This is a genomic window from Sphingopyxis sp. (assembly GCF_035944815.1).
Taxonomy (GTDB): Bacteria; Pseudomonadota; Alphaproteobacteria; order Sphingomonadales; family Sphingomonadaceae; genus Sphingopyxis.
Map to the genome: position 1 here is coordinate 1 of NZ_DASZAU010000006.1, position 25,209 is coordinate 25,209.

The 25,209-nt window shown below is 62.2% G+C and carries 18 protein-coding genes; 9 read left to right on the top strand and 9 right to left on the bottom strand.

Annotation, left to right across the window (positions count from 1 at the left end; translation table 11 throughout):
* The 4 genes from VGU00_RS08850 to VGU00_RS08865 form a co-directional block, all read left to right on the top strand.
* A partial coding sequence (locus VGU00_RS08850) for a calcium-binding protein (RefSeq protein WP_414713520.1) occupies nt 1-937 on the top strand: 937 nt, incomplete at its 5' end.
* Nucleotides 938-1,032: 95 nt separating this feature from the next.
* A complete protein-coding gene (locus tag VGU00_RS08855) occupies nt 1,033-2,793 on the top strand; it encodes a type I secretion system permease/ATPase (RefSeq protein WP_327467608.1) in 1,761 nt (586 codons plus the stop codon).
* A complete protein-coding gene (locus tag VGU00_RS08860) occupies nt 2,790-4,148 on the top strand; it encodes an HlyD family type I secretion periplasmic adaptor subunit (RefSeq protein WP_327467610.1) in 1,359 nt (452 codons plus the stop codon). Before VGU00_RS08855 ends, VGU00_RS08860 begins: the two co-directional genes overlap by 4 nt.
* 985 nt (nt 4,149-5,133) lie before the next feature.
* On the top strand, nt 5,134-6,471 hold the full coding sequence (locus tag VGU00_RS08865) for a hypothetical protein (protein ID WP_327467612.1): 1,338 nt from the start codon (nt 5,134-5,136) through the stop codon (nt 6,469-6,471).
* Here VGU00_RS08865 and VGU00_RS08870 read toward each other — a convergent pair whose 3' ends face one another.
* The 4 genes from VGU00_RS08870 to VGU00_RS08885 form a co-directional block, all read right to left on the bottom strand.
* On the bottom strand, nt 6,472-7,551 hold the full coding sequence (locus VGU00_RS08870) for a hypothetical protein (RefSeq protein WP_327467614.1): 1,080 nt from the start codon (nt 7,549-7,551) through the stop codon (nt 6,472-6,474).
* Nucleotides 7,544-8,197, bottom strand: a complete 654-nt coding sequence (locus tag VGU00_RS08875) for a hypothetical protein (RefSeq protein ID WP_327467616.1) — start codon at nt 8,195-8,197, stop codon at nt 7,544-7,546. Before VGU00_RS08875 ends, VGU00_RS08870 begins: the two co-directional genes overlap by 8 nt.
* Entirely contained in the window at nt 8,194-10,206 is a 2,013-nt protein-coding gene (locus VGU00_RS08880; RefSeq protein WP_327467618.1) for a hypothetical protein, read from the bottom strand. Before VGU00_RS08880 ends, VGU00_RS08875 begins: the two co-directional genes overlap by 4 nt.
* A 694-nt stretch (nt 10,207-10,900) precedes the next feature.
* A complete protein-coding gene (locus tag VGU00_RS08885) occupies nt 10,901-11,590 on the bottom strand; it encodes a TetR/AcrR family transcriptional regulator (protein ID WP_327467620.1) in 690 nt (229 codons plus the stop codon).
* Nucleotides 11,591-11,682: 92 nt separating this feature from the next.
* Between VGU00_RS08885 and VGU00_RS08890 the strand changes: the two genes are divergently transcribed.
* The 4 genes from VGU00_RS08890 to VGU00_RS08905 all read left to right on the top strand — a co-directional run bounded on the left by VGU00_RS08890 (nt 11,683) and on the right by VGU00_RS08905 (nt 15,338).
* The gene (locus tag VGU00_RS08890) at nt 11,683-13,035 is read left to right on the top strand and encodes an oxygenase MpaB family protein (RefSeq protein ID WP_327467621.1); all 1,353 of its coding nucleotides are present in this window, start codon (nt 11,683-11,685) and stop codon (nt 13,033-13,035) included.
* A gap of 148 nt (nt 13,036-13,183) precedes the next feature.
* Nucleotides 13,184-13,873, top strand: coding sequence for a nitroreductase (locus VGU00_RS08895; RefSeq protein WP_327467623.1), 690 nt, complete (start codon nt 13,184-13,186; stop codon nt 13,871-13,873).
* A gap of 22 nt (nt 13,874-13,895) precedes the next feature.
* Nucleotides 13,896-14,870, top strand: a complete 975-nt coding sequence (locus VGU00_RS08900) for an NADPH:quinone oxidoreductase family protein (RefSeq protein WP_327467937.1) — start codon at nt 13,896-13,898, stop codon at nt 14,868-14,870.
* 258 nt (nt 14,871-15,128) lie between these two features.
* The gene (locus VGU00_RS08905; RefSeq protein ID WP_327467625.1) at nt 15,129-15,338 is read left to right on the top strand and encodes a hypothetical protein; all 210 of its coding nucleotides are present in this window, start codon (nt 15,129-15,131) and stop codon (nt 15,336-15,338) included.
* 295 nt (nt 15,339-15,633) lie between these two features.
* Here the strand turns inward: VGU00_RS08905 and guaA are convergent, their stop codons facing one another.
* On the bottom strand, nt 15,634-17,220 hold the full coding sequence (guaA, locus tag VGU00_RS08910) for a glutamine-hydrolyzing GMP synthase (protein ID WP_327467627.1): 1,587 nt from the start codon (nt 17,218-17,220) through the stop codon (nt 15,634-15,636).
* A 209-nt stretch (nt 17,221-17,429) separates the two neighbouring features.
* On the opposite strand from guaA, the gene VGU00_RS08915 reads away from it, so the two are divergent.
* Nucleotides 17,430-19,889 (top strand): TonB-dependent receptor plug domain-containing protein, encoded by a 2,460-nt coding sequence (locus VGU00_RS08915; RefSeq protein ID WP_327467629.1) that lies wholly within the window; start codon nt 17,430-17,432, stop codon nt 19,887-19,889.
* Here VGU00_RS08915 and VGU00_RS08920 read toward each other — a convergent pair.
* The 4 genes from VGU00_RS08920 to VGU00_RS08935 form a co-directional block, all read right to left on the bottom strand.
* Entirely contained in the window at nt 19,886-20,938 is a 1,053-nt protein-coding gene (locus tag VGU00_RS08920; protein ID WP_327467631.1) for a glycosyltransferase family 1 protein, read from the bottom strand. The genes VGU00_RS08915 and VGU00_RS08920 overlap by 4 nt on opposite strands.
* On the bottom strand, nt 20,935-21,807 hold the full coding sequence (locus VGU00_RS08925; RefSeq protein WP_327467633.1) for a UDP-2,3-diacylglucosamine diphosphatase: 873 nt from the start codon (nt 21,805-21,807) through the stop codon (nt 20,935-20,937). The genes VGU00_RS08920 and VGU00_RS08925 overlap by 4 nt, the downstream gene beginning before the upstream one ends.
* Before the next feature lie 119 nt (nt 21,808-21,926).
* Nucleotides 21,927-23,360, bottom strand: a complete 1,434-nt coding sequence (locus VGU00_RS08930; RefSeq protein ID WP_327467635.1) for an aldehyde dehydrogenase family protein — start codon at nt 23,358-23,360, stop codon at nt 21,927-21,929.
* 86 nt (nt 23,361-23,446) lie between these two features.
* Nucleotides 23,447-25,093 carry an acetolactate synthase large subunit gene (locus tag VGU00_RS08935; RefSeq protein WP_327467637.1) on the bottom strand — a complete coding sequence of 549 codons (1,647 nt, stop codon included), beginning with the start codon at nt 25,091-25,093 and terminating at the stop codon, nt 23,447-23,449.
* Between the last annotated feature and the right edge of the window lie 116 nt (nt 25,094-25,209).

Here is a 25,209-nt window from a genome sequence, read left to right on the forward strand (position 1 = left end):
CGGCGGCAACGATCGCCTGTTCGGCGGTACGGGGGTCGATGTGACCACCGGCGGTGCGGGCGACGACTGGCACTATGTCGACAATGCCGGCGATCAGGTCGTCGAAGGCGCGAGCGAAGGCACGCTCGACCGGGTGTTCGCCAGCGCGAGCTACCAGCTTGGCGCCGGCGCGCATGTCGAAGTGGTCTCGACCGACAATCATGGCGGGACAGCGGCGATCAACCTCACGGGGAATGCGCTTGCGAACATGATCTATGGCAACGCCGGTGCGAACACGCTCGATGGCGGCGGCGGCAACGACCGCATCTTCGGGCTGGGCGGCGACGATCACATCGTCCAGACGGGTGCGGCGGGTGGCCGTGCGATCATCGACGGCGGCGACGGGATGGACACCTATCAGCTCAACGGTTCGGCCGGGGCGGAGGCGTTCGTCATCTACAGCCGGGCGGCGGCCGAAGGCGCGATCGCGGGCCTCTCGCTCTCGGCAGGGACCGAGATCGTCGTGACGCGCAACGGGCAGGTGATCGCCGAACTCGACAATGTCGAGGAGATCAACGTCAATGCGCTCAACGTGTCGTCGCCCGGCGGCGTCGCACCCGGCGGATCGGGCGGCGATGGCGGCGATACCATCCAGGTGATCGGCGACTTCAATCCGACCAGCCTGAACTTCAACACGATCACCGTGAACGGCGGCGACGGCGACGAGACGGTCGATATCTCGGGGCTCACCTCGGCGCACCGGCTCGTGTTCAACTCGGGCGGCGGCGACGATCAGGTGCTCGGCGACCTTCGTGCGCAGGATGTCGTCAACGGGAGCGGTTTCGCCGGCCCGGCATCCGCTGCCGGTACCGGGCACGGGATCCGCTTCGATGCTGCCGATATCCACGACCTCGGACGCCACGTCCTCGAGAATTCATGGGATTATATGTTCGCGTAAAGAGCATGGCGCCGGGAACCCCCCAGCCAAGCTCGGCGCCGGGAGTCCCCCGTCCCGGCGCCACTTTTTCAGTCAATTCATAGGGGAAATACCATATGCGCCTGTTCTGGATGCCCACCTCTCCGGCGGTGGCGGAAGCCGTCCGGGCTTGCCGGACGCACTTCGCCCTGGCAGCGGCCTTCAGCGCGCTCGTCAATATCCTGCATCTCGCGCCGACCATCTATATGATGCAGGTCTATGACCGGGTCGTGCCGACGGGCGGCGTCCTGACGCTGGTCTGGATCACGGTGATCGTCGCCGCGGCGATCGGCTGCCTCGCCGCGCTCGACATGGTCCGCAACCGGCTGATGCTCCGGGCTTCGTTGCGCCTCAATCGCCAGCTGGCCGCGCCGATCCTCGACCGGCTGCTCAGCCGGGCGAAGGGTGACGCCGGCCCCGCGGCGGCCCAGGCGATGCGCGACTTCGATACGTTGCGCCAGACCATGGCGAGCCCCGCCGCGATCGCGCTGTTCGATATTCCCTGGACGCCGCTCTATTTCCTTGTCGCTTTCGCCATCCACCCGATCCTTGGTGTGATGATCCTCGCCGGTGCGGGCGTGCTGCTCGCCCTCGCGCTGCTCAACGAACGCGCGACGAAGCGATCGGCGGCGGACGGCCACCGGGCGATGGCTGCCGCCTATGCGGGACAGGAAGCGATGTTCGGCAAGGCCGAGATCGTTCGCGCGCTGGGGATGCGCCGGGCGCTCGTCGCGCGCCAGATCGGTGACCGGCGCACGGGCCTCGAAGCGAGCGCCATCTCGCAACTGGCGGCGTCGCGATACGCCGCGCTGGTCAAATTTGCGCGCATGTTCATGCAGTCGCTCGCGCTGGGCGTCGGCGCCTGGCTGGCAATCAATGCGCAGATTTCGGTGGGGGCGATCATCGCGGCGTCGGTCCTGCTCGCGCGGGCCTTGCAGCCAATCGAACAGATGGTGTCGGCCTGGCCCGCGATCGGGCAGGCGCGTCAGGCGAAAGCGTCGATCGAGGCCTTGTTCCAGTCGACCGACGACCTGGTCGGCGACCGCGTGCTCCTGCCGTCGCCCGAGGGCTATGTCCAGATGTCGAACCTGTTGTTGCGCACGCCCGACAACAGCGCGCTGATCCTCCGCGGCGTTTCGACCTGGCTGATCCCGGGCGAAGTGCTGGGCGTGATCGGGCCGTCGGGCGCCGGCAAGACGACGCTGGCACGGATCGCCGCCGGCGCGATCCCGCCCGATGGCGGCGAAATCCGGATCGACGAGGCGCTGTACAGCGATTGGGACGCCGAGCGGCTTGCCGCCTATATCGGCTACCTGCCGCAGGATCCGACGCTCCTGCCCGGAACGATCGGCGAGAATATATCGCGTTTCGCGGCGGCGCGCGGCGAATTGCCCGTCGAGGTCGACCAGAAGGTGATGGATGCTGCGACCGCGGCGGGGATCCACGACATGATCCTGCACCTTCCGGGCGGCTATAATGCGCGGATCGGGGACGACGGCTTGCGGTTGTCGGGCGGGCAGGCACAGCGCGTCGCGCTGGCGCGCGCGCTTTACGGTGATCCCAAGATCCTCGTCCTCGACGAACCCAATGCCGCGCTCGACAGCCAGGGCGAGGACGCGCTGAACGCGGCGGTCGCCGCCGCCAAGGCCCGCGAGGCCGCGATCATGATCGTGACGCATCGTCAGTCGGCGCTGCGCGATGCCGACCGGCTGGCGGTGATGAAAAACGGTGCGATCGAGCATCAGGGACCGCGTGAGGAGGTTCTCGAGACATTGCGGCAGAGCGCGGCGGCAGCCCGCGCGAATGTCGTCAAGATGAAGAGGGGGGGCAAGCCATGAACGCCGCGAGTTTTTCGGACGAGATCGACGCTACGCCGCTGACCGTCGGGGCAATGGATTCGCCAAAGGGCGAAGTCCGTATCGGGGCATGGATCGCGGGCCTGTTTTTCGCGGGCTTCCTCGGCTGGGCGGCGCTCACACCGCTCGATGCCGGCGCGCTTGCACAGGGCAGCGTTGCGGTTTCGGGAAATCGCCAGGCGGTGCAGCACCGTGACGGCGGTATCGTGACCGCGTTGATGGTCCAGGAAGGACGCGAAGTCCGGCAGGGCGATGTCCTGCTCAAGATATCGGCGTCGGACGCGGTCGCGACCGAACGGGGATTGACCGGCGAGATCGTCGCGTTGCTGGCACAGCGGGCCCGGCTGATCGCCGAGCGCGACGGGGCCCGGCAACTCGTCGAGCCGGCCGAGTTCAGGACATATCTTGCCGGCGACGAGGTGCTGGCGCGTGAAGCGATGCGCGGCCAGCGATTGCTGTTCGACGCCCGCCGGCGATCGATCGAAACCGAACGCGGTGTCCTCGGCCAGCGTATCGCCCAGCATAACCGCCAGATCGCGGGCTATGGGCACCAGATTCAATCCAATCGCACCCAGCAGCGCCTGATCGGCGAAGAGTTGAGCGGCCTGAAGACGCTTTCGGAGCGCGGCTTCGTTTCGCTGAACCGGATCAGGTCGGTCGAACGCAATGCGGCGCAGCTCGACGGCGATTTCGGCGCGCTGGGATCGGACGTCGCGCGTCTCGAAGAGGCGATCGGGGAATCGCGATTACAGATGGTGTCGATGGATCGTCAGATGCTCGAAGAGGTGGCGACGCAGCTGCGCGAAGTGCAGGTCCGGCTCGACGAATTGCAGCCCAAATTGTTCGCGACGCGCGAACGCCTGACCCAGTCGGTCGTGCGGGCTCCGGCCAGCGGTCGGGTGGTCGGGCTGAAGGTCTTCACCGTCGGCGGCGTCGTCGCCCCCGGTGAAATGCTGATGGAGGTGGTGCCGCAGGACAAGGCGCTGGTCGTCAAGGCGAAGGCGTCGCCCAACGATGCCGACGACCTGTCGCCGGGCATGGCGACGCAGGTCCGCTTTTCGGGCATCCAGGAGCGGAGCCTGCCCATTTTGTCGGGCAAGATCACGAAAATATCGGCCGACAGCTTCGAAGACGAGCGGACGGGGATGCAATATTTCGAAATTGAAGTGGTCGTGTCGCCGGCGGAACTTTCCAAAATAACCGTGCTGCGCGGCCCGAACGCGTTGCGCGCAGGCATGCCCGCCGAGGTCATGATCCCGCTGCGCAAGCGGTCTGCGCTGACCTATCTCATCGAACCGCTGACCCAGACGCTCTGGAAGGCCGGGCGCGAGCATTGACGGGGACCGCGATTTGCCGAAGCGTCCGGCAGGAGTCGAAGGGGGCGTTCAGGCAATCCTGAAAAGCGAAAATCGTCCGAAACGGGAGGAGCGGACCGCTCGGTGCTGATTGGACTCCCCATCGCGCGCTCGGCGATCAATAGCTCCTCGGAAGCGCCGGCGGGCTCGCGGAAGACGATCGATTGGGTTTCGCGGACCACCAGTTCGCCGTCGCCATGCGTCTCGTGCGTGACCTCGCCAGGGCTGCGCGACCCGTGTGTCGGCATGCGCTTCGATCGAACGGTTGGGCCGCGGTTCGGGACGTCCGGAGAGCTGGACCGCTATATCATTCCCACTCAATTGTTCGCTTAAAGATAAGCTTTTGATTCAAAATAATAACAAAAAATTTCATCCGGTTCGACCGTCATTGGGGCCGCCAAATTTTTAACCTTATGAAAAAAGGTAATTTTAGGGATTTCAAATTGGGTGCCCTTCGGACGCAATTGGTCACAATTTGAATTCGAGTCCGCTAGGAATGATGAACTCTTAAACGCCGCTAATCTCGATTCTGTTATAAAAAAAGACCGTCAGTTCGCCCACAAAATGCCGTCACGCGGCCCTCCCTATTCAACATTGTGCGGTCCGCTTTGCGCCTGCTTATGGACATTAGTGCGACCATTCTGGTCGCCCGAAACCTGTCGTTCGAGGACTAGGCTATACCGAGTCAGCTTCGAGTTCAGCTCCCGTATTTCCGAGGTAAGCGCAGTGATTTCTCAAGCCCTCGACGGACCGTGCATCAGTGGGTCAGTGTAGGATATTGAGCCCACTCCAGCTCTGGTGGGAGTGCGACTGGAAGATGGGCGGCTCAGGCCAATCTCGCCTCGCAGTAGTGTTGCCGATGAACAGATTGGAATCCGGTTCGCACTGGTATTCTATCTTCTAGCGATTCAGAGGCCGCTGTGGCATGAGACCGGGCAAAATTCGGTCGATCGGGGCAGACACAGGAATGGATATTGTAGCATCGGTTAGAGCGCAACAGCCGTCGGCAGTACCAACCGAAGCGAGCTTCAATACGGCCTCCTATGTAAATTTTTCAAGCTGGGTCGGGAATCGTCAGGTCGCGACTTTAGGAACAAACAGCGGGTCAACAGTCATACCCTTCCAAAGCTGGCGCAGTTTCAAAGAGGCATTCGCGCCGGAACTGGTTGAACAAGCTTTCAGGGAGAGTGGCAAAGTTACCGCTGTCGTTGACCCGTTCGGTGGGTCAGGGACAACAGCTCTTGCCGCCCAATTTCTTGGCGCTACTCCGACCACGATCGAGGTCAATCCATTCCTCGCCGATCTGATCGAGGCCAAGATTGCGCACTATGACTTCGAAGCCCTCGTAACAGGGTATGCCGATGTGCGGAGCGCGGCGCGGGGGACCGACGCCAATCTGAATGATTTTGTGGCGACTGCACCGGTGACATTTATAGAGCCCGGGTTGAAAGATCGCTATCTCTTCTCGAAAGCCGTCGCGGCTCGCTTCTTTTCATACCGGAATGCCATAGCGCGCGTTTCTGATCCCGCAGTGCGGCGATTGTTCAACGTCCTGCTAGCGGGACTTTCGGTATCCGTTAGCAACGCGGTCGTTTCGGGCAAAGGACGGCGATACCGGCGGAACTGGAAGGACCGCCCGATCGACGCCGCTTTCGTCGACGAATATTTCGAGCGTCTGGTTCTCGAGGCGATGGGTGATATTCGTCGTTACGGCGCGCGTCGTGTACGGGAATATTCCCTTCTTCGCGGCGATGCGCGCGAACTTGTGGCAGATCTGCCGCCACAAGATTTGGCGATATTCTCACCGCCATATCCCAACTCTTTCGACTACACCGATGTCTACAACATCGAACTATGGATGGGCGGATATCTAAAGAGCTCTTCGGACAACCGCAATCTCAGGGAAAAGACGCTGCGGAGCCATGTCCAGATCCTGCGAAGCATGGCTCATCGCGCGCCGGACTCTCCCTCGATGAAGGAAGCGTTGGAGCGGCTTGAAGAGGTAAAATCGACGCTTTGGAACAAGAATATTCCTGCCATGATCGGCGCATACTTCGATGACATGGCGAAGGTGCTTCGCGGCGTTCGCTCGTCTCTACGTGACGGCGGGCGAGTCTACATGGTTGTGGGCGACAGCCGCTACGCGCGCATCGACGTTCCCGTTGCCAAGATATTGACCGAGCAGGCCGCGGCATTGGGCTATGAGGTAGTGAGATCTGAGCCGTTCCGCTCGATGCGTGCGTCGCCGCAGCAGGGTGGTCAAAGCGAGCTCCCGGAAACCCTCGTCGTGTTCAGGGCAGCTTGATTAGGCCACTGCGGCCGCCTCCTGAGCATCGCCGGTATTCGCGTACAGCGGCAGTACAAAGGCTTCGACCCGGTCGTCGGTAAAATAGCGATTGCGAGCCAATATGCACAAGTCGGCCGCGAGAATATCGTCCTTGTTCTGGCGGAGGTCGAAACAACCGAGCACGGAGTAACGGGCCTCTTTTTCCTCTCGATAGGATTTCGCCTGTCGCATTCCCTTTACTACCGCGCGAATATTCTTCGACGCGGCAAAGGGCGCGCCACCATTCGACCGCGATTTGAGTGCCTTCAATTCGATCACGGCAGGGTGAAGCGGTACTTCCGCAGTCGGTTTAGGATTCGTCATCACGAGGTCGATCCGACCCAACGCTACCTGTTGCTCTGGCTCGACCTGAATGGGGCGGAAGCTCGAACTAAGTTGCATGGCGACAATCCATTGAATTGTTCGCTCAGCTTCGGGTCCCGGTTCATAGGTAGCGGGATTTGCCCAGAAACCGGGAGGACCAACCTGCGGAGTAAGCAAGCCATTCCGACGGACATGTTCGAGGACTTCAAATATGTCATTGATCGTGACAGGTCTGATTTGCGACGGCAGCACCAACTGGATTGGCGCCTTCTCCGACGTGCCTCCCTCCTGGTAGCAGCTCAACGTTCTCGCTTCGGGATAAATAACTGCAATGGGAAGTTCGCCGAAACCATTCGCTTCAAGCAGATCAATGGCAGCATCGGCCGAGTTATCGGGCAAGGGAATGGCCCAACCGCCGGTGCCATGGGCAGCAGTGAATACCAACTTACCTTGCCATTCGTCGGGCGAACGCAGATTTATGTCGGCGAGCCGCGTAGCGCTCGAGTCCAGCGTTCGCGCGTCAGTGCGCGCAGTTCGGTTGGACAGGACGAATACCGACGGGACTAGTCCGTCGCCAGCCCCAAGGTCGAATGAAGCCAGTGCTGTCCTGCGGAGATTGTCGAAAAACCGCAGTGTAGGGTCTTCATCGCCGCTCGTGACGGCGAGGCCCGCGGCACCTCCCTCTCGGAACGCATCTTCAGCTAGAATTGCGGCGGCGAAGTCATCTTCATCCATGCGCGCGACGGCCTAGGTAATTCGCATACATGTAAAGCCGGCGCGCCGGACTCAATTTCGTCCCCGGAAAGGCTTGGTCGAACGATGCGATCGCCTGCGCAGTCCTGCTGGGTCCTGCCCGTCGATCTAGATCGACATAGTCCTCCGTATCCGGTCCGCTCCGTTGATAGACGAGGTCCATGCTTGCCGCCTTGGCAATCTCGTCGTCGGGAAGAGAAGCCAAAGCTTCCGCCAGTGCGTCAAGGAAGATTTGCTCTTTTGTCGACTGCGGATCATTAGCCAAGCCGGCTTCAATGTTGGTTAGATATTCGGAACCGATCCGCAAGGCATAGGATGCGAAGAACCGGGCTATTCGCTGCTCCCCGTCTCCTTCGATGCGATAGGCCAGTTCCGAAGGTTCAACCAGACCCATTCCGACAAGCAAATCGAGCTGAGCCTGCAAATCTGGATAATAGGGAGGACGGCCGGTTCGTCCGATGCGATCTTCGAATGGCCTCAGGCCCCATACGGGGCTAAGTACGTCCGCAAGAAACGCGAAAGCATGCAGCTTGTCGATCGAGATAGGCGCAAGTGCCGCATTCTCTGCCGCAATTAAGAGCTGGACGAGACGTACACGCGACTTCGTTCGCGCCAGATCGAGGTTCATCCAGCATGACCTCTCAGGCCAGCCTCGAGAAAATCATCGTATTGGCGGAAGTGATGACGAACGGCAGCATTCGGTGCGGCAACCTGCAGCAGATTGAGAACGCGCCGCCGTCGCCGGTCGATTTCAACATCGTCGGTCGTCGGCGTGCCCATCAACGCTGGAATCATCACCGAACTTGTAAGGTTGGATGTCACAATCATGCTACGAGGACCCTCGGCAAAGGCACGGAACATTTCCGCGGCGCGGCCCATGAAGATCGCATCAAGGCTCGCCTCCGGCGTCTCGATGACCATCGACATTGCACCGTCGGCAGCAGCTGCCTCGGCAAGTGCCATCCGAAAAGCGAGGTCGATAAACTCCCGTTGCGATTCCGAAACATCGTCAGGCGACTGTCTGATTTGCTCCCCTTCGAACGCAGCCGCAGTCATTTCAAAACGCAACGAGGGATATTGGAAGAACCGCCCGCTTTGGCTTGGGCGGTCGGAAATCATCTGAAAAGTAAGGCTGCACCGCTCTTCAAGAAAGCGCTCGATCAACGTCTGGAAGAAGCCGCTCACGCGGTGTGTCGCGGTTTCGATGCGCTCATTTACCGTGGCGAGCAGCGTCCCATAAACTGCCTCAGCGCCTTGGCGTTTGCGTTTTTCTATTTCTTCGCGTTCACGCAGTTCTTGGATGCTTGAGCGGAGTTTCGCGAGATCTTCAGGGTCCGGCGGGAGCTGACTTCGCAAGGCTTCGACGTCTGCCTTGCGAGTGTTGAGCGCAGTGTTGATTTCGCCCAGCTCCTTCAATGTCATCCGCCAGGATTGATCTAACGTGCGCTCATCGTCGAAAAGTGTCTCTCGCTGGATGCTTGCCGCTTCGTATCGCTGCTTTGCGTCGGCGAGGTCTTGATCGGATGCACTGGCAATGATGCCATCGGCTTGACGTGGCGACGCCGCCAGGTCGCTTCCGCAAACGACGCACAGCCCGGCCTCAAGAGCGCCTTGGAGTCGGGCTTGCGCGTCGGGTGTGTGCTGTTCGCAGGCGAGGCACCGCCCATCCGCGTGAAGTTGTGTAAGGATGTACCGAGCAGTCTCATTCAGCGTTGGAAAAAGGGCACCCAAGCGACTAAACCGGATTTCCTCAACGCTTTGACGTGCCGCGTCCTCGAAAAGCTTTGCGCGTTCAAGGTCGCGGCGCATCATGCGAATCTCGCCGTCGAACTTTTCGGCCTGCTCCTCAAGTTCGGCCTTCCGTTTGAGATCGGCGTCCAGAAGAGCCTGCTCTGCCGCCAATCTGGCGTCAACGCCGGCATTGTTTACTAGAAGGCGTTCTCCGGCCCTGAGGTCTTGGTCGAGCTGAAAAACCGAAGCGGATATATTGCGTGCTCGGCTGTCGGCGCTTGCAATCTGTTGTTCAACTTCGATCCACGCCCGTGCCTCCTCGGGGCGCGTAAAAAGGATTCGGAAAAATTGCCGTTGGGCCTGTTCGTCCCACAGGATGTCGCGGCGTTCTTCATTGAAAAAGGTCAGATACTTAACAGCCGTCAGAAAGTCGACGAACTGGCCCGCGTCGGCAGCTTCGCACAATGCGGCCCGGTAAGCGTCCTCATTTGGGCTGAGGACCAGCTCCACGCCGTTCCGGCGACATTCCAAAAGCCTGAGATTGGCTAGGGAGCGAACAATGTGGAAAGACACGTTGCCGATACGAAAGCTGAGTTGGGCGGTTGCGTCCTTCGCACGGTCAGCTACGCGTTGCGGAAAATAGGTTGTCCGACCTGCCCAAGGAACCACGTTAGCTTTCGCCGCTGAGCCAAACTTTCCGGCCCCTGAATCCTTTGGAAGCTCAAAAGCGCCCACCAGCAGGCGAAAAATCATGTTGATGAGTGTTGTTTTGCCGAGGCCGTTTATTCCGGCAAGAAGCGATATTCCGTCGTGGAACGCAAAGTCAATTCCCGGAACCTCAGGAGATCCGGGAAACAGCCGGTAATTGGTTACTTTGAGATGCTGTAAAACCGGAAACCTATTCAAATCACGCCATCCCAGTAGAGATTAATCCGCCGATCTCTTTATACATATGGGTGTTTACGCAATTATAACGGCGCAATCCTACCCCTGTCGTGTTGAACAGTGGTGCAACGATCGCCGGTCGAGGTCAACAATATCTGAAGCCAGAATGAAGTGCACCGACCAATTTTGCGCATCAGATGCCGTCGGTGCAGAATCGAAGAGCCGACGCTTTTTGCAGCGTTATGGGCGAGGGGATCGACGGGTGTCAGCTACGAATTGCGAAGCTTTGACATGATGCCCTGACGGCGGTACGTAGAGTCCAACATTCACGACATAGTCAAAATAGAAGTCACTCGATTCTTGATGAGTCGGGTGTGGAATTGAGCTATGCGAATGTTACCGAGACGTCGCCGCCGGCCCGTCCTCACACAGTTACTAGCAGCATCGACGATAACGATCGATGTTGCAGGGTGCATCAGGCAGATTGGCTACGTAACGGTTGCGATCATTCTTGCCCTGCACGTGCGTGACCTTCCCTTACAAACCATTTTCGAGGCGCGCTGCGGCATAACTAAATTAGTATCTCAGTAAGAAACATCCCCATGGAAGGCTGGGCGGCTGGCTACTGCTGCTATCTGTAGCCGCTTGCCAAAAGCAGACAGACCGCTACCGGCCAAGTGCCGCAAATATTGTGCAAGTTTCCGGCGCAACTCGCTCACATTCTTTTGCACAGATCCTGCGCTTGATCGCGAAGCGCGGAGATCGCGGCGTCGATCCTATCGGACGAATCTAGGCTAGGGACGATATCTCTTCCGCTTGCGAGGCCGGTGAGGCTCGCGATCATCATCGTTGCGCGAATCCGTGCCTCGTTTCCTTGTAAGGTGCCGCCCGATGCACGTGTGATGAGGTTAGCAGCGAGGTCGATACCGGGACGCCAAAGTTCTGCCGCGAGGATGTCGAAGGCGGGGCCTGGGCTGGCCAATTCCCGGGCCACAAACGGCGCGCGCCGTGCCGCATCGCCGGTGGAAAGAAGGAAACGGGCAAGCTCCGCCATCAGTTCGCTCAATGCCGTGGCCGAATGCGCGCGGTCCTGCTTTCCATGCAACGACGATCGCGCCGAAGCCGCGGCCGCCCCGAGAGCTTCCTGGTACTCGGACACGATGGTTCTGGCGCAGGCGAGGTACAAGGCTTCCTTGGTGCCGAAATAATAGCTCAGGGCCGGGAGGCTAACCCCCGCCCGATCGGCGATCTTCCGCGTCGTGACAGAGTCAAATCCTTCTGCGCCGAACGCGCAGAGCGCCGTTTCCAGGACGCGTGCGCGCGTGTCAGCACCCTTGGCATATCCGATGCGGGCGGTCGCAGCTTCGTCTGCCCGTACTTCGGCGTTTCCGCGGTGTCTTGCCATGCCCGCCATATGGCAAACGGACAAAAAAATGTCAATTGACACAAATCTATCAAATGACATGAATGTTGATCGTCAACCGAGAGGATGGTCTCATGCGTATCAAGACGCCGATTGCAGAACTCAAGGAGCGCGTGCGCGCGCAGGCCCACGCAGCGCCTTCGATCTATGGGGCGATTGATTTCGACACGGTACCGGAGCGCTATACCGAGCTCGCCGAGGATAGGTCGTACCTGTCGGCACGCTACGCGCATGACCGCGTGGCCTTGCTGGCCGATCGCGAACGTCTGGATCTCATCAAGGCTTACACGATGCTCGGTGACAGCGTTGCCGACAGCTATGCCGCGCTCATGCGGCAATATGGGTTCCGCCCATTGGTCGATATGCTTGTTCAGGCCTGCGACAAAGGCGTGGAAGCTGTCGCTGACGCACCGCCTGAACTTGTGGCCTTCATTCGCGACATGGAGCGTGTGCCCGACTGGCTCGATATGGCCCTCGTGGAAAAGGGCGCGCGGATCGAGCGCAACCCGCTCGCCAATTTCGGGCCCTTCGTGATCCGCGGCGCCTTGTTCGCGACTTTCATGAACAAATATGCCGCGTTGCCGATGGCAATCACCAACACCCTTTCCGGCGAAACCTCGGCGCGGCGCGTCAAGGAAACTGCGACCTTCTTCACCACCACGGCGTTGCCCGGCGCGCTTGAGCGCTTCGGACCGGGATTCAAGGCGGCGGCGATGGTGCGGCTGATGCACTCGATGGTGCGTGCCAATGTCATGCGGCGGCCCAAGGATTGGGACTCGCGGATTTTCGGTATCCCCATCCCGCAACTCGACCAGATGCCGGCGGGATTGTTCGGCGTCTTCCTGATGTCCTATGCGATTATCGATGAGGGACGCGACCACTTCACCGCGGATGAGCGCGCCCGCGTCGAGTTCGCGCGTTACCGGTGCTTCCTGCTCGGTTTGCCGGAAGATCTGTTGGAAGATACCCCCCAGGGCATCGTCAATATGATGACCGCGCGTGCCGGAACGCTTCGGGCCGGTTTCGATGACAACACCTGCGGCGCCCTCGTACGCGCCACGATGGCCGCGGATCTCCGACCCGACGGATCGTTGAAGTCGCGCATCTTCGAACGCTTCGAGCGGAGCTTCTCGAAAATGTTCTTCATGAAGAATTTCATGGCGGGAAGCCGCGAACGGGCGTCCGCCGTCGGCGTGCGGTTTACGACTGGCGATTCGGTGCGGGCCTCGCTCGCCGGGATCTGGGTGTTCGGAAAAATCGGGCTTTACCGGGCGTTGGACAAGATCCCGTCGGTTCGCAACTGGGCGGATCGCCGCCTGGTCGCCAAGCTGAAAAGACAGCTGGGCACATATGGGCACGCCGAGTTCACGACCGACGCGTCGAACTATCGGCCCGCGTCGACAGAAGCTGTGCCGGCTTCGGCCTGATCGCCGGGAGGGGCGGTCGTCGCACCGGGATTCCTGGCCTCGAGCCAGAAATCCCGGTGCGGCCTAAGACTTCCGGCCGGAACCGTTCGATCGCCGCTGGCAGAGGCGCTCCATCCCGATTTCGTCGATGCTCTTGAAGGGTAGGACCATGACAGTCACTGAAGCGATAATGGCGCGCCGTTCGGTTCGCTCCTTCAAGTCGGATCCGGTGCAGGAACCCGTCATCCGCCGGTTGCTCGCCGACGCGGCACGGGCGCCGAGCGGCGGCAACCTGCAGCCCTGGCATGTGCATGCGGTGGTTGGCGAACGTCTGGCAGAGCTACTTGCTCATGTTGCGGCCGCAGGTCCCGATCCCGAACCGGCGTACCGGATATATCCGGAAAATCTCGAAGAACCCTACCGGACCCGCCGTTTCGCCAACGGCGAGCAACTCTATGCATCGATCGGGCTTCCGCGAGAAGATCGCGCCGGACGCTTCAGGCAACTTGGTCGGAATCTGCAGCTCTTCGGCGCTCCGGTGGGCCTGTTCGTCTTTATCGATCGCAACATGGGGCGTCCGCAATGGGCGGACCTCGGAATGTATCTGCAGAGCCTTATGCTTCTCGCGGTAGAACAGGGGCTCGACACCTGTCCTCAGGAGTTCTGGGCCGCTTATGCCAACCCCGTAAGCAGCTTCCTGGGCGCGCCCGAGAACCATATGTTGTTTTGCGGCGTCGCTTTGGGCGTTGGTGAATCGGAAGCGCCCATCAATTCCTTTTCCACCACGCGTGCGGCGCCGGAGGAATGGCTGTCCTTCCACGGTTTCGGCGACAGCGGCGCAAACGCGCCCATTCAGTAGAGGAGTATATCTCTTGAAGCTTGTGCAAGCAGACAAGATCGACAGCGTCGACGACTATCGCATGATCGATGCGCCAATCCCCAGCCCCGCACCGGATGAGGTGCTCGTCAAGGTGATGCTATGCGGGATGGGTTATGTCGACGCGCTCGTCGCGCTCGGCGGATATCAGGTCAAACCGGCCGTTCCGTTCACGCCGGGGCAGGAGATTGCCGGCATCGTCGAGGCTGTCGGGGCCGAGGTTACGGATATAAAGCCGGGTGACCGCGTGATGGCGAACTCCTTTGGCGGCGGGCTTGCGGAATATGTCGTCGCCAAGCAGGTCATGGTCGCGGTCATTCCCGATGCTATGACCTTCGCGCAGGCAGCCGGTTTCCGGATCAACTATATCACGGCGCTGCATGCGCTTCGCGACCGCGCCGCGATCCAGCCGGGCGAACGCCTGCTCGTCTTCGGCGCGGCGGGCGGCGTCGGTAGCGCAGCCATTCAGGTGGGGCGGCAGCTCGGCGCCGAAGTGATCGCAGTCGCCTCGTCGGAAGCCAAACGCGCCTTCGCGCTCGATCTGAGAGCTACCGCTGCGCTGGACACCGAGGCCGAAGGCTGGCGAGACCGGCTGAAAGCCGCGTGCGGCGGCAAAGGGCCCGACGTCATCTTCGACCCCGTGACGGGCCCCTTGTTCGAGGCTGCCTTTCGTTCTCTCGCGTGGCGCGGGCGTCACCTCGTCATCGGCTTTGCCGGTGGGCCCATTCCCAAGCTTCCGATCAATCTCGCCCTGATGAAAGGCGCTTCGCTGGTCGGGGCGGATGTGAGGCAGTTCCTCCTTTACGAGCATGCGCAAGCCGCGCGCCATCTCGAGCAGCTGCTTGCATGGGTTGGCGACGGGAGCCTCGTGCCGCCTGTCGGCAAGCAGTTTTCCTTTGGGGATTTTGCCGAGGCCATGCGCTTCGCAACGTCGGGCGCCGGAATGGCAAAATCGATCATTCAGGTCGGCGAACACTGACAAGTCGCATTTGGGCTTTAGGTTGATTTGCTCTCCAGTTCCTTCGAGGTCGCATCGCTATTCCTGCATTAACAATGCGGCATAGGCCGACTTCATTTCATGGGTCGCGCATCTCGCTTACACCGAGAGGATCGACGACAGAACGTCCCCTTTGCCGGAAACACGCCGGAAAGCGGACTGTCCGGAGCCGGCCATTGGCGTTGCATATTGTTGTAGAATCCAAAGGCCATGACGCGGCCTCCACCATAGGAGGAAGTCATGGTAAAAAGACCCATCGCGCGCATAGTGATGCTGTCGTACCAAGATGACGAATCGAGAGAGGCTGCCGGCGGTTCGAAGCCCGCAGCGATATTTACCGGTCTGCCGGGGATGATCCGACGGCATGAACTCAAGCTCATGGTGCCATTGGCAGACAGCACCATTTTACCCTCGAACAGCGTGGCGAGTTTCCACGCCGCTTCAATCTAACACCTTGATGCGTGGTGTGGGATCTTGAAGAAGTCGAGGGCTGGATCGCTCAGCGCCGTCTGAGCTCTATCGAAGGGCGAACCAGGGTCGCGCCGCCGCCCGATGTAAGGCAGCGCACGACTCGCCCGATCAAGCGGGTTGTGAAATCATAGTCGCAGAGCCCGACCACGGGTGGGAGTGCTGATCTCGCAACAAAGATGGAGGAAATCCGATCACACAATGAGGAAGATTGGGCCCCGCGGGTCTCTCGCTTTGGAACTACGCTTATCTACGCTCAGCTACGCCCCAGTACCCCTCATTCCCACTCGATCGTGCCCGGCGGTTTCGAGGTATAATCGTACACCACGCGGTTGATGCCCTGCACCTCGTTGATGATGCGCGTTGCGCAACGGCTGAGGAAGCTGGCGTCGAAGGGATAGATGTCGGCGGTCATGCCGTCGGTCGAGGTGACGGCGCGGAGCGCGCAGACATGGTCGTAGGTGCGCCCGTCGCCCATCACGCCGACGGTCTTGACAGGGAGCAGCACCGCGAAGGCCTGCCAGATCGCATCGTAGAGGCCGGCATTGCGGATCTCATCGAGATACACCGCGTCGGCCTTGCGGAGGATGTCGCAGCGGTCCTTGCTGACCTCGCCCGGGATGCGGATCGCGAGGCCGGGGCCAGGGAAGGGGTGGCGGCCGACGAAGATGTCGGGAAGGCCGAGTTCCTTGCCGAGCAGGCGGACCTCGTCCTTGAACAGTTCGCGCAAGGGTTCAACGAGCTTCATGTTCATCCGCTCGGGAAGGCCGCCGACATTGTGGTGGCTCTTGATCGTGACGCTCGGCCCGCCGGTGAACGAGACCGATTCAATCACGTCGGGATAGAGTGTGCCCTGCGCGAGGAAGTCTGCGCCGCCGATCTTCTTCGCTTCTTCCTCGAACACGTTGATGAATTCGGCGCCGATGAACTTGCGCTTCTTTTCGGGGTCGGTGACCCCCGCGAGCCCGCTCATGAAACGCTCCTCGGCGTCGACGACGACGAGCGGGATGTTGTAGTGATCGCGGAACAGGCGCTCGACCTGTTCGCGTTCGTTCATGCGCAATAGGCCATGGTCGACGAAGACGCAGGTCAGCTGTTCGCCGATCGCTTCGTGGATCAGCACCGCGGCGACCGCGCTGTCGACGCCGCCCGACAGTCCGCAGAGCACACGCTGGTCGCCGACCTGTGCGCGGATCTCGGCGATTTTCGTGGCGCGGAACTCGGCCATCGTCCAGTCGCCCGAGCAGCTGCAGACGTGGCGGACGAAGTTCGCGATCAACTTCGCGCCGTCGGGTGTGTGCACGACCTCGGGGTGGAACTGCGTGCCATAATAGCGGCGCTCGTCGTCGGCGATCAGCGCGAAGGGGGCGCCGTCGCTGATCGCGACGATGCGGAAGCCGGGGGCGAACTCAGTGACGCGGTCGCCGTGGCTCATCCACACCTGATGGCGCTCGCCGACCTCCCACAGGCCGTCGAACAGCACGCATGGTTCGGTGACGGTCAGGAAGGCGCGGCCGAATTCGCCGTCGCGCTCGCCGTCGGCACCGCCCGGCTCGACCTGCCCGCCGAGCTGCTGGCTCATCACCTGCTGGCCGTAGCAGATGCCGAGGATGGGGAGGCCGCTGTCGAAGATCGATTGGGGGGCGCGCGGACTGCCGTCGGCGGGGACCGATGCGGGAGAGCCCGAGAGGATCACGCCCTTGGGCTGCATCCGTTCGAGCGCGGCCTCGGCGGCGCTGAACGGGACGATCTCGCTATAGACGCCGGCTTCGCGGACGCGGCGGGCGATGAGCTGGGTGACCTGCGATCCGAAGTCGACGATCAGGATCGATTCGGGGGCGGCGGACGAGTCGGGAGTCGGCATGGCTGGCCGATAAGGAAGCCGGGCGATGCTGTCCAGCGGTCGATATCGGCAGTTGGTGGGAAGTTGGTAGGAACTGCGACAGTCGCGACACATTGTTGCGACAATTGCGACATAGATGAACCGCGAACAAAGGGCGGCGTCAGCGGGCGTTAAGTCCCGCCATGCGAAGAAAAAAACGAAGACAGAAAAGAAACAAAAAAGGCTCTCCCATGAATGATGTCCGCCTCGTCCTTTCCGTGCGTGCCGCCCTGCTGACGGCTGGCGCCTCGTTCGCGCTGCCGGCGATGGCGCAAACGCCGATCGGGCCGCCGCCGGTATCCGCGGTGGCCGAACAGCCCGCCGAACCCGTCGTTGCGGCGCCCGAGACCGTCGAGGACGCCTATGACGATTACAGCGAGGACGAGATCGTCGTCACCGCGCCGCGCCTTGCCGGTCAGCTCGATACCGATATCAAGGCCGAGGCCGAACTCGATGAGGCGGCGATCGCGAGCTATGGCGTGTCGAACGTGTCCGAACTGCTCGACGCGCTTGCGCCGCAGACGCGCTCGGGCCGCGGACGCGGCGGCGGCCGGCCGATCATCCTCGTCAACGGGCGTCGCATCGGCGGCTTCGGCGAGGTGCGCAACCTGCCGCCCGAAGCGATCGCCAAGGTCGAAGTCTTTCCCGAAGAAGTCGCGCTGCAATATGGCTATTCGGCCGACGAACGCGTCGTCAACATGGTGCTCAAACCCAATTTCCGGCAAGTCGCGGTCGAGGCCGAGGGCGGTATCCCGACCCAGGGCGGGCGCTTCCAGAGCGAAATCCAGCCGAGCTTCCTTGCGATCGGCAAGAATGGCCGCGTCAACATCAACGCCGGCTGGGACCATAAGACGATGCTGCTCGAAAGCGAGCGCGACCTCGATTATGCGACCGACGAGGCCGGGCAGGCACTGGCGGCCGGCGCGCCGGCGCGCAGTCTGCTCGGCGCATCCGACGAATATTCGATCGACGCAACGGTCCAGCGCAGCCTGAACAAGACGACCGACGCGTCGCTCAACGTGCGCTGGGACCAGACCGACAGCCTGTCCTGGCTCGGACCGCGCAACGGCGACGCCGCCGACCCGCTGACCCGCGACAGCCGCAGCCGCAACCTGACCACGACCGCCAGCGTCAACGGCATGCTCGGCGACTGGCGCTGGTCGCTGTCGGGCAATTATGCCGATGTTGACCAGCTGACCTTCACCGACCGCTTCAGCGACAATGTCTCTTCGACCGACCGTTTCGACAGCAGCCAGCAGACCTTCGGCGGCAGCGCCAACCTGTCGGGGACGGTCACCGAAGGCTGGGCGGGTCCGATCCGTCTGTCGATGACGGGCAGCTATTCGGGCCTGCGTTTCGACAGCCGTTCGGCGCGCGCGGGCGATATCACGACCACCGACCTCGGGCGCGACTTGCCGGGGGTGTTCGGGTCGCTGACCATTCCGCTGCTCGACCCCGAATATGAGGTCGGCAAGATCGGCCGCGTTTCGCTGACGCTGAGCGGACAGGTCCAGAACCCGAGCGATTTTGACGCGCTCAAAAGCTGGGGCGCGAACCTCAACTGGGGCGTGACCGACAATCTGTCGCTGATCGCGAGCTATAACAGCGATGAGGCCGCCCCCGGCATTCAGCAACTCGGCGCCGCGCCGCTCGATACGCAGGGCGTGACCTATTACGACCTTCAGACCGGCCAGACCGTCCAGATCACGACGACGACGGGCGGCAATCCCTTCCTGCTCGCCGAGCAGCGCCGCGACCTGAAACTCGGGCTCAACTGGTCGCCGCCGATGGTCGAGGGGCTGAACCTCTCGATCAATTACAACAGCAACAAAAGCTATGACACGACGAACAGCTTTCCCCTGTTGACGCCCGAGATCGAGGCGGCCTTTCCGGATCGCGTCGAGCGCGACATCAATGGCGTGCTGACGCGCATCGACCAGCGGCCGGTCAATTTCGATCGAGCCGAAAATTCGCAAATCCGCTGGGGCCTCAATTTCGGCAAGAGCTTTGGCCAGCAACAACAGCGCGGCCCCGGTGGCGCGCGCCCCGACGGCGCGGGCGCGCGTGAAGGCGGCGGTGGTCCCGGCGCCGGGCGCCCGCGCGGCGGTGGCGGCGGTCCGCGCATGGGCGGGCGCGGACCGGGTGGTCCCGGCGGCATGTTCGGCGGTCCGCAAGGCGGGCGCTGGCAGGTGTCGCTTTATCATACGATCAAGCTGACCGACAAAGTGCTGATCCGCCCGGGCGTGCCCGAGCTCGACCTGCTGAACGGATCGGCGACGGGCAGCGGCGGCGGCAGCAATCGCCACCTGTTCGAACTCGACGGCGGGCTGTTCAACAAGGGCATGGGCGTGCGGCTCAGTGCGAAATATGACAGCGGCAGCACGGTGACGGGCGGGACCGCAGGCGATCTGAAGTTCGGCGATCTTGCGACCTTCAACCTGCGCTTTTTCGTCGACCTCGGCCAGAAGCCCAAGCTGACCGAGAAGTTGCCGTTCCTGAAGGGATCGCGCGTACGTCTCGCGATCGACAATATCTTCGACGCGCAGCGCAAGATCACCGACGCGAACGGCAGCGTGCCGCTCAACTACCAGCCCGGCTATATCGACCCGCTCGGCCGCTATATCGAGCTGGAGTGGCGCAAGACCTTCTAGGCGACGACGCCCGCGATCCCGGGCTTGACGTCGGGTACGGGATGGGCGGGAACGAAGGTCAGGGCCTTTTCGAACTGCGCGGTGCAACTGGGCCAGCTGTAGCGCGCGCCGAGTGCGGCCGCATCGGCACGGTCGCAGGCCAGCGCTGCGTCTATCGCCTGGCCTAGATCCTCGTCGAGCGCGCCGGCGCCGTCGGTGACGATGTCGCCGGGGCCCGGTACCGGGAAGGCGGCGACGGGGGTGCCGCAGCTCAGCGCTTCGATCACGACGAGGCCAAAGGTGTCGGTGCGGCTCGGAAAGACGAAGACATCGGCCCCCGCATAAGCGGAGGCCAGCGTTTCGCCGCCAAGCTTGCCGAGGAACAGCACATCGGGATGCCGGCTCTTGAGGTCGGCGAGCGCCGGGCCGTCGCCAACGACGACTTTCGTCCCCGGCCGGTCATGGCCGAGGAACGCATCGATATTTTTCTCGACCGCCACGCGGCCGACATAAAGCTGGATCGGCCGTGCCAGCGTCGCATAGGCCGGATGCGGGGCGCGATCGGGATGGAAAAGATCGTGATCGACGCCGCGTTCCCACATCATCGTCTGGGTCAGGCCCTGATCGGCCAGTTCGCGCGCGAGGCTGCGCGTCGCGACCATGATGTGTCGCGCGGGGCGATGGAACCAGCGGATGAAGCGCCACACAAAGGCGGGCGAGAGCGGCAGGCGTGCTGCGACATATTCGGGAAAGCGCGTGTGATAGGCGGTGGTGAAGGGGAATGTGTTGCGGATGCACCAGCGCCGCGCGGCCATGCCGAGCGGTCCTTCGGTCGAGATATGGATCGCCTGCGGGGCAAAGGCGCGGATATGGCGCCCGACCTTGCGCCAGCCCGCGAGCGCGAGCCGGATTTCCGGGTAGGAAGGGCAGGGGAGCGAGCGGAACAGGTCGGGTGAAACGACGCCGACCTGGTGTCCCGCAGCGTGCAATTCGCCGATCGTCGCTTGCAGCGTGCGGACGACGCCGTTGACCTGCGGCTCCCACGCGTCGCTGACGATCAGGATCCTCATGCGGCCGCCGGCAGTGCGAGCTTGGTCGGCGCCGAGCGCGCCGCGACTTCCTCGGCCCAGTGGAGGATTTCCATCGTGCCGTCATGATGTTCGACCAGCGCGGTGCAGCCCTCCACCCAGTCGCCGTCGTTGTAATATTCGGTGCCCTCGATCTCGCGCATCTCGGCGCTGTGGATATGGCCGCACACGACACCATCCACCCCGCGCGAGCGCGCCGCGTGGGCGACGACTTCCTCGTACCGTCCGATGAACTGGACCGCATTCTTGACCTTGTGCTTGGCTACCATCGATAGCGACCAATAGGGGAGGCCGAAGGCGCTGCGGATGCGGTTCACGACCACATTGCACTTCATCAGCGCGGTGTAGGCGGCGTCGCCGACGAAGGCGAGCCAGCGGTGGGCGAGCATCACCGCGTCGAATTCGTCGCCGTGGACGACGAGCAATTTGCGGCCGTCGGCGGTCTCGTGGATCGCCTCGCGGCGGATCTCGACCCCGCCGAAATCGAAGCCGTCGAACGGCTTCACCATCTCGTCATGGTTGCCGGGGACATAGACGACGCGCGTGCCGCGCTTCGCACGCTTAAGCACGCGCCATACGACGTCATTATGCTCGGGCGGCCAGAAGTGGCGCTTCTTCAGACGCCAGCCATCGATGATGTCGCCGACGAGGTAGAGCGTCTCGCAATCGACATGGTCGAAAAAGTCGATCAGCATCGCGGCGTTGCACCCGCGGGTGCCGAGGTGGATGTCGCTGACCCACACGGCGCGGTAGCTGCGCCGTTCGCCGATCACGCGCTCGGGGATATGCGGGTCGGTGGTGAAGGGGTCGGGAAAACGGGCGGGGATCGGCAGGGTGGAAATCGATGCCATGTCGCACTCCGAAAGCAGCCTCTAGCTGCCCCCGGCGTAGACACGACAATTGTTACACCCTGCGATTCAAAGCCGCGACAGTTCGGCGACGCTTTTGCGGCGGTTCGGTTACGGTGCCGTCAGAGGCGGCGGATCACCAGATTCCGGATTTCGCTCATATCCTCCATCGCGAAGCGCACGCCTTCGCGGCCGAGCCCGCTGTCCTTCACCCCGCCATAGGGCATGTTGTCGACGCGGTAGGAGGAGACGTCGTTGACGACGATGCCGCCGACGTCGAGATGGTCCCACGCGTCCAGCACCTTATGGATGTCGCGCGTGAAGATGCCCGCCTGCAGCCCGAACTTGCTGTCGTTGACCTCGGCCATCGCTTCTTCCCAAGCTGAGAATTTCGACAGGACGACGACCGGGCCGAACGCTTCCTCGACCACGACATCGGTATCGTGCGGGACATTTTCGAGCAGCGCCGCCTCGAGCATATTGCCCTCGCACCCGCCGCCCGCGAGCAAGGTCGCGCCCGCGGCGACCGCATCGTCGATCCAGCCTTTGAGGCGCTGCGCCTCCTTGACCGAAATCATCGGGCCGATGAAGGTGTCGCGCAGCTTCGGGTCGCCCGATTTCAGCGTCTTGACCTTTGCCGTCAGCATGTCGCGGAAGGTGTCGTAAATATCCGCATGGATGATCGCGCGCTGGACATGGATGCAGCTTTGCCCCGACTGGTAATAGCCGCCGAAGATGATGCGCGCGAGCGCATGGTCGAGGTCGGCGTCCTTGTCGACGATCACCGCGGCGTTGCCGCCGAGTTCGAGCACGACCTTCTTCTTGCCCGCCTTCGCCTTCAGGTCCCAGCCGACGCCGGGCGAGCCGGTGAAGCTGAGCAGTTTCAGTCGTTCGTCTGTCGTAAACAGGTCGGCGCCCGCGCGGCTTGCGGGCAGGATACTGAACGCGCCTTCGGGCAGGATATCGCATTCGGCGAGAACCTCGCCCATGATGATCGCGCCGAGCGGCGTCAGCGACGCGGGCTTCATCACAAACGGACAGCCGATCGCGATCGCCGGGGCGATCTTGTGCGCCGCGAGATTGAGCGGGAAGTTGAACGGCGAGATGAAGCTGCACGGCCCGATCGGTACGCGCTTCCACATCCCCATATAGCCTTTGGCGCGCGCCGACACGTCGAGCGGCTGGACCTCGCCATAATTGCGGGTCGCTTCCTCGGCGGCGATGCGGAAGGTATCGATCAGGCGCGTGACCTCGCCTTCGCTGTCGGCGATCGGCTTGCCCGCCTCGACGCACAGCGCGTAGGCGAGTTCGTCGAAGCGCTCCTGAAAGCGCGTCACGCAATGGGCGAGCACGTCGCGCTTCTCGAAGCTCGCGAGCTTCGCCATCGGCTCGGCGGCGCGGACGGCGCCGGCGATCGCCTCGTCGATGATATCGGGGGTCGCGAGCGCGGTGCGGAACGCGACTTCGCCGGTGAACTTGTCGATCACCTCGAGGTCGGTGTTCGGCTGCACCGCCTTGTTGTTGAGATAGAGCGGGTAGACGTCTTCGAGTTTCATGCGGCCGGTCTCCGTATCCCGGCGAAAGCCGGGACCCAGTGCGGGATATAGGACCCCTGCTTTCGCCGGGGTAGGGATGCCAAAGATTACAGCTCCTTCGACAGCTTCTTGATGTCGATATTGAGGATCTGGTCATTCTCCGAATAATCGACCGGGCAGTCGATCAAGTGGACGCCGGGCGTGCTCAGCGTGTGCGCGAGGAGTTCCTTCAGATGCGCCGCGCTTTCGACGCGGTGTCCCTTGGCGCCATAGCTTTCGGCATATTTGACGAAGTCGGGGTTGCCATAGGTCAGCCCCCAATCCTTAAAGCCCATATTCGCCTGTTTCCAGCGGATCATGCCATAGCTGTTGTCGTTCAAAATCAGCACGGTGATGTTGAGCCCGAGGCGTACCGCAGTCTCCATTTCCTGGCTGTTCATCATGAAGCCGCCGTCGCCGCAGATAGCCATGACCTTGCGCCCCGGATAGACCATCGCCGACATCATCGCGCTCGGCAGCCCCGCGCCCATCGTCGCGAGCGCGTTGTCGAGCAGCACCGTGTTCGGCTTGCACGCGGTATAACCACGCGCGAACCAGATCTTGTACACGCCATTGTCGAGGCAGATGATCCCGTCGTCGGGCATCGCGTCGCGGATCGACTGGACGAGGTGCGGGGGGAAGATCGGGAAGCGCTCGTCCTTCGCGAGCGGCGCGGTATGCTCGACCTCGGCCTTGCGATAGGCGAGCAGGTGATCGAATTTCCACCCGCCGTTGGGGACGATATCCTCCTTCATCTGCCACACGGCATTGGCGATATCCCCGATAACCTCGATGTCGGGGAAATAGACGGGATCGACCTCGGCGGTCTTGGTCGACACATGGATCACGGTCGGCCCGCCGCGCTGCATGAAGAAGGGCGGTTTTTCGATCACGTCGTGGCCGAGGTTGACGATGCAGTCCGATGCCTCGACCGCGCGGTGGACGAAGTCGCCCGCCGACAGCGCGGCGCAGCCAAGGAATTTCGGATGCCGCTCGTCGATCACGCCCTTGCCGAGCTGGGTCGTGAGGAAGGGAATGCCCGTCTTTTCGATGAATTGCAGCAGCATGCGGCTCGTCATCGTGCGGTTCGCGCCCGCGCCGATCACGAGGACGGGCGAGGTCGCCTCCTCGAGCGCCTTCACCGCTTCGCGGATCGACTTGACGTCGGCGGTCGGCCGGCGCGAGTGGCTGCGCTTCAGCGGCAGGCTGTCGGTATGTTCGTCGGCGATATCCTCGGGCAGCTCTATATGCACCGCGCCGGGCTTTTCCTCTTCGGCAAGGCGGAAGGCCTCGCGCACGCGGCTCGGGATATTGTCCGACGAGGCCATCTGATGCGTATATTTGGTGATCGGTCCCATCATCGCGACGACGTCGAGGATCTGGAAGCGTCCCTGCTTCGACTTCTTGATCGGTTTCTGCCCGGTAATCATCATCATCGGCATGCCGCCCAATTGCGCATAGGCGGCCGCGGTGACGAAGTTCGTCGCGCCCGGGCCAAGCGTCGCAAGGCAGACGCCCGTCTTGCCCGTGTGGCGGCCATAGGTCGCAGCCATGAAGCCCGCGCCCTGCTCGTGGCGCGTCAGGATCAGCTTGATCTTGGTCGACCGCGACAGGCTGTCGAGGAAATCGAGATTCTCTTCACCCGGAACGCCGAAAATATACTCGACGCCTTCTTCTTCCAGGCACTCGATGAACAGGTCGGATGCTTTTTTCATATGTCAGTCGCCCCCTCAGCCTCGCACCCCATCGGTGCGGCCCCAAGTCATGCCGGCGACCCCTCAGCATCATGTCCGTTGCAGCGGCGCTCGTCATAGGCCGCGAGTCCCTGCTG

Bases quoted from the DNA above. Each gene is read 5' to 3' on its own strand.
- VGU00_RS08915 (WP_327467629.1), top strand. From the start codon at position 17,430: ATGAATGATGTCCGCCTCGTCCTTTCCGTGCGTGCCGCCCTGCTGACG.
- VGU00_RS08935 (WP_327467637.1), bottom strand. From the start codon at position 25,093: ATGAAAAAAGCATCCGACCTGTTCATCGAGTGCCTGGAAGAAGAAGGC.
- VGU00_RS08905 (WP_327467625.1), top strand. From the start codon at position 15,129: ATGGTAAAAAGACCCATCGCGCGCATAGTGATGCTGTCGTACCAAGAT.
- VGU00_RS08875 (WP_327467616.1), bottom strand. From the start codon at position 8,197: ATGAACCTCGATCTGGCGCGAACGAAGTCGCGTGTACGTCTCGTCCAG.
- VGU00_RS08865 (WP_327467612.1), top strand. From the start codon at position 5,134: ATGGATATTGTAGCATCGGTTAGAGCGCAACAGCCGTCGGCAGTACCA.
- VGU00_RS08925 (WP_327467633.1), bottom strand. From the start codon at position 21,807: ATGGCATCGATTTCCACCCTGCCGATCCCCGCCCGTTTTCCCGACCCC.
- VGU00_RS08855 (WP_327467608.1), top strand. From the start codon at position 1,033: ATGCGCCTGTTCTGGATGCCCACCTCTCCGGCGGTGGCGGAAGCCGTC.
- VGU00_RS08885 (WP_327467620.1), bottom strand. From the start codon at position 11,590: ATGGCAAGACACCGCGGAAACGCCGAAGTACGGGCAGACGAAGCTGCG.
- VGU00_RS08895 (WP_327467623.1), top strand. From the start codon at position 13,184: ATGACAGTCACTGAAGCGATAATGGCGCGCCGTTCGGTTCGCTCCTTC.
- VGU00_RS08890 (WP_327467621.1), top strand. From the start codon at position 11,683: ATGCGTATCAAGACGCCGATTGCAGAACTCAAGGAGCGCGTGCGCGCG.
- VGU00_RS08870 (WP_327467614.1), bottom strand. From the start codon at position 7,551: ATGGATGAAGATGACTTCGCCGCCGCAATTCTAGCTGAAGATGCGTTC.
- VGU00_RS08930 (WP_327467635.1), bottom strand. From the start codon at position 23,360: ATGAAACTCGAAGACGTCTACCCGCTCTATCTCAACAACAAGGCGGTG.
- VGU00_RS08920 (WP_327467631.1), bottom strand. From the start codon at position 20,938: ATGAGGATCCTGATCGTCAGCGACGCGTGGGAGCCGCAGGTCAACGGC.
- guaA (WP_327467627.1), bottom strand. From the start codon at position 17,220: ATGCCGACTCCCGACTCGTCCGCCGCCCCCGAATCGATCCTGATCGTC.
- VGU00_RS08860 (WP_327467610.1), top strand. From the start codon at position 2,790: ATGAACGCCGCGAGTTTTTCGGACGAGATCGACGCTACGCCGCTGACC.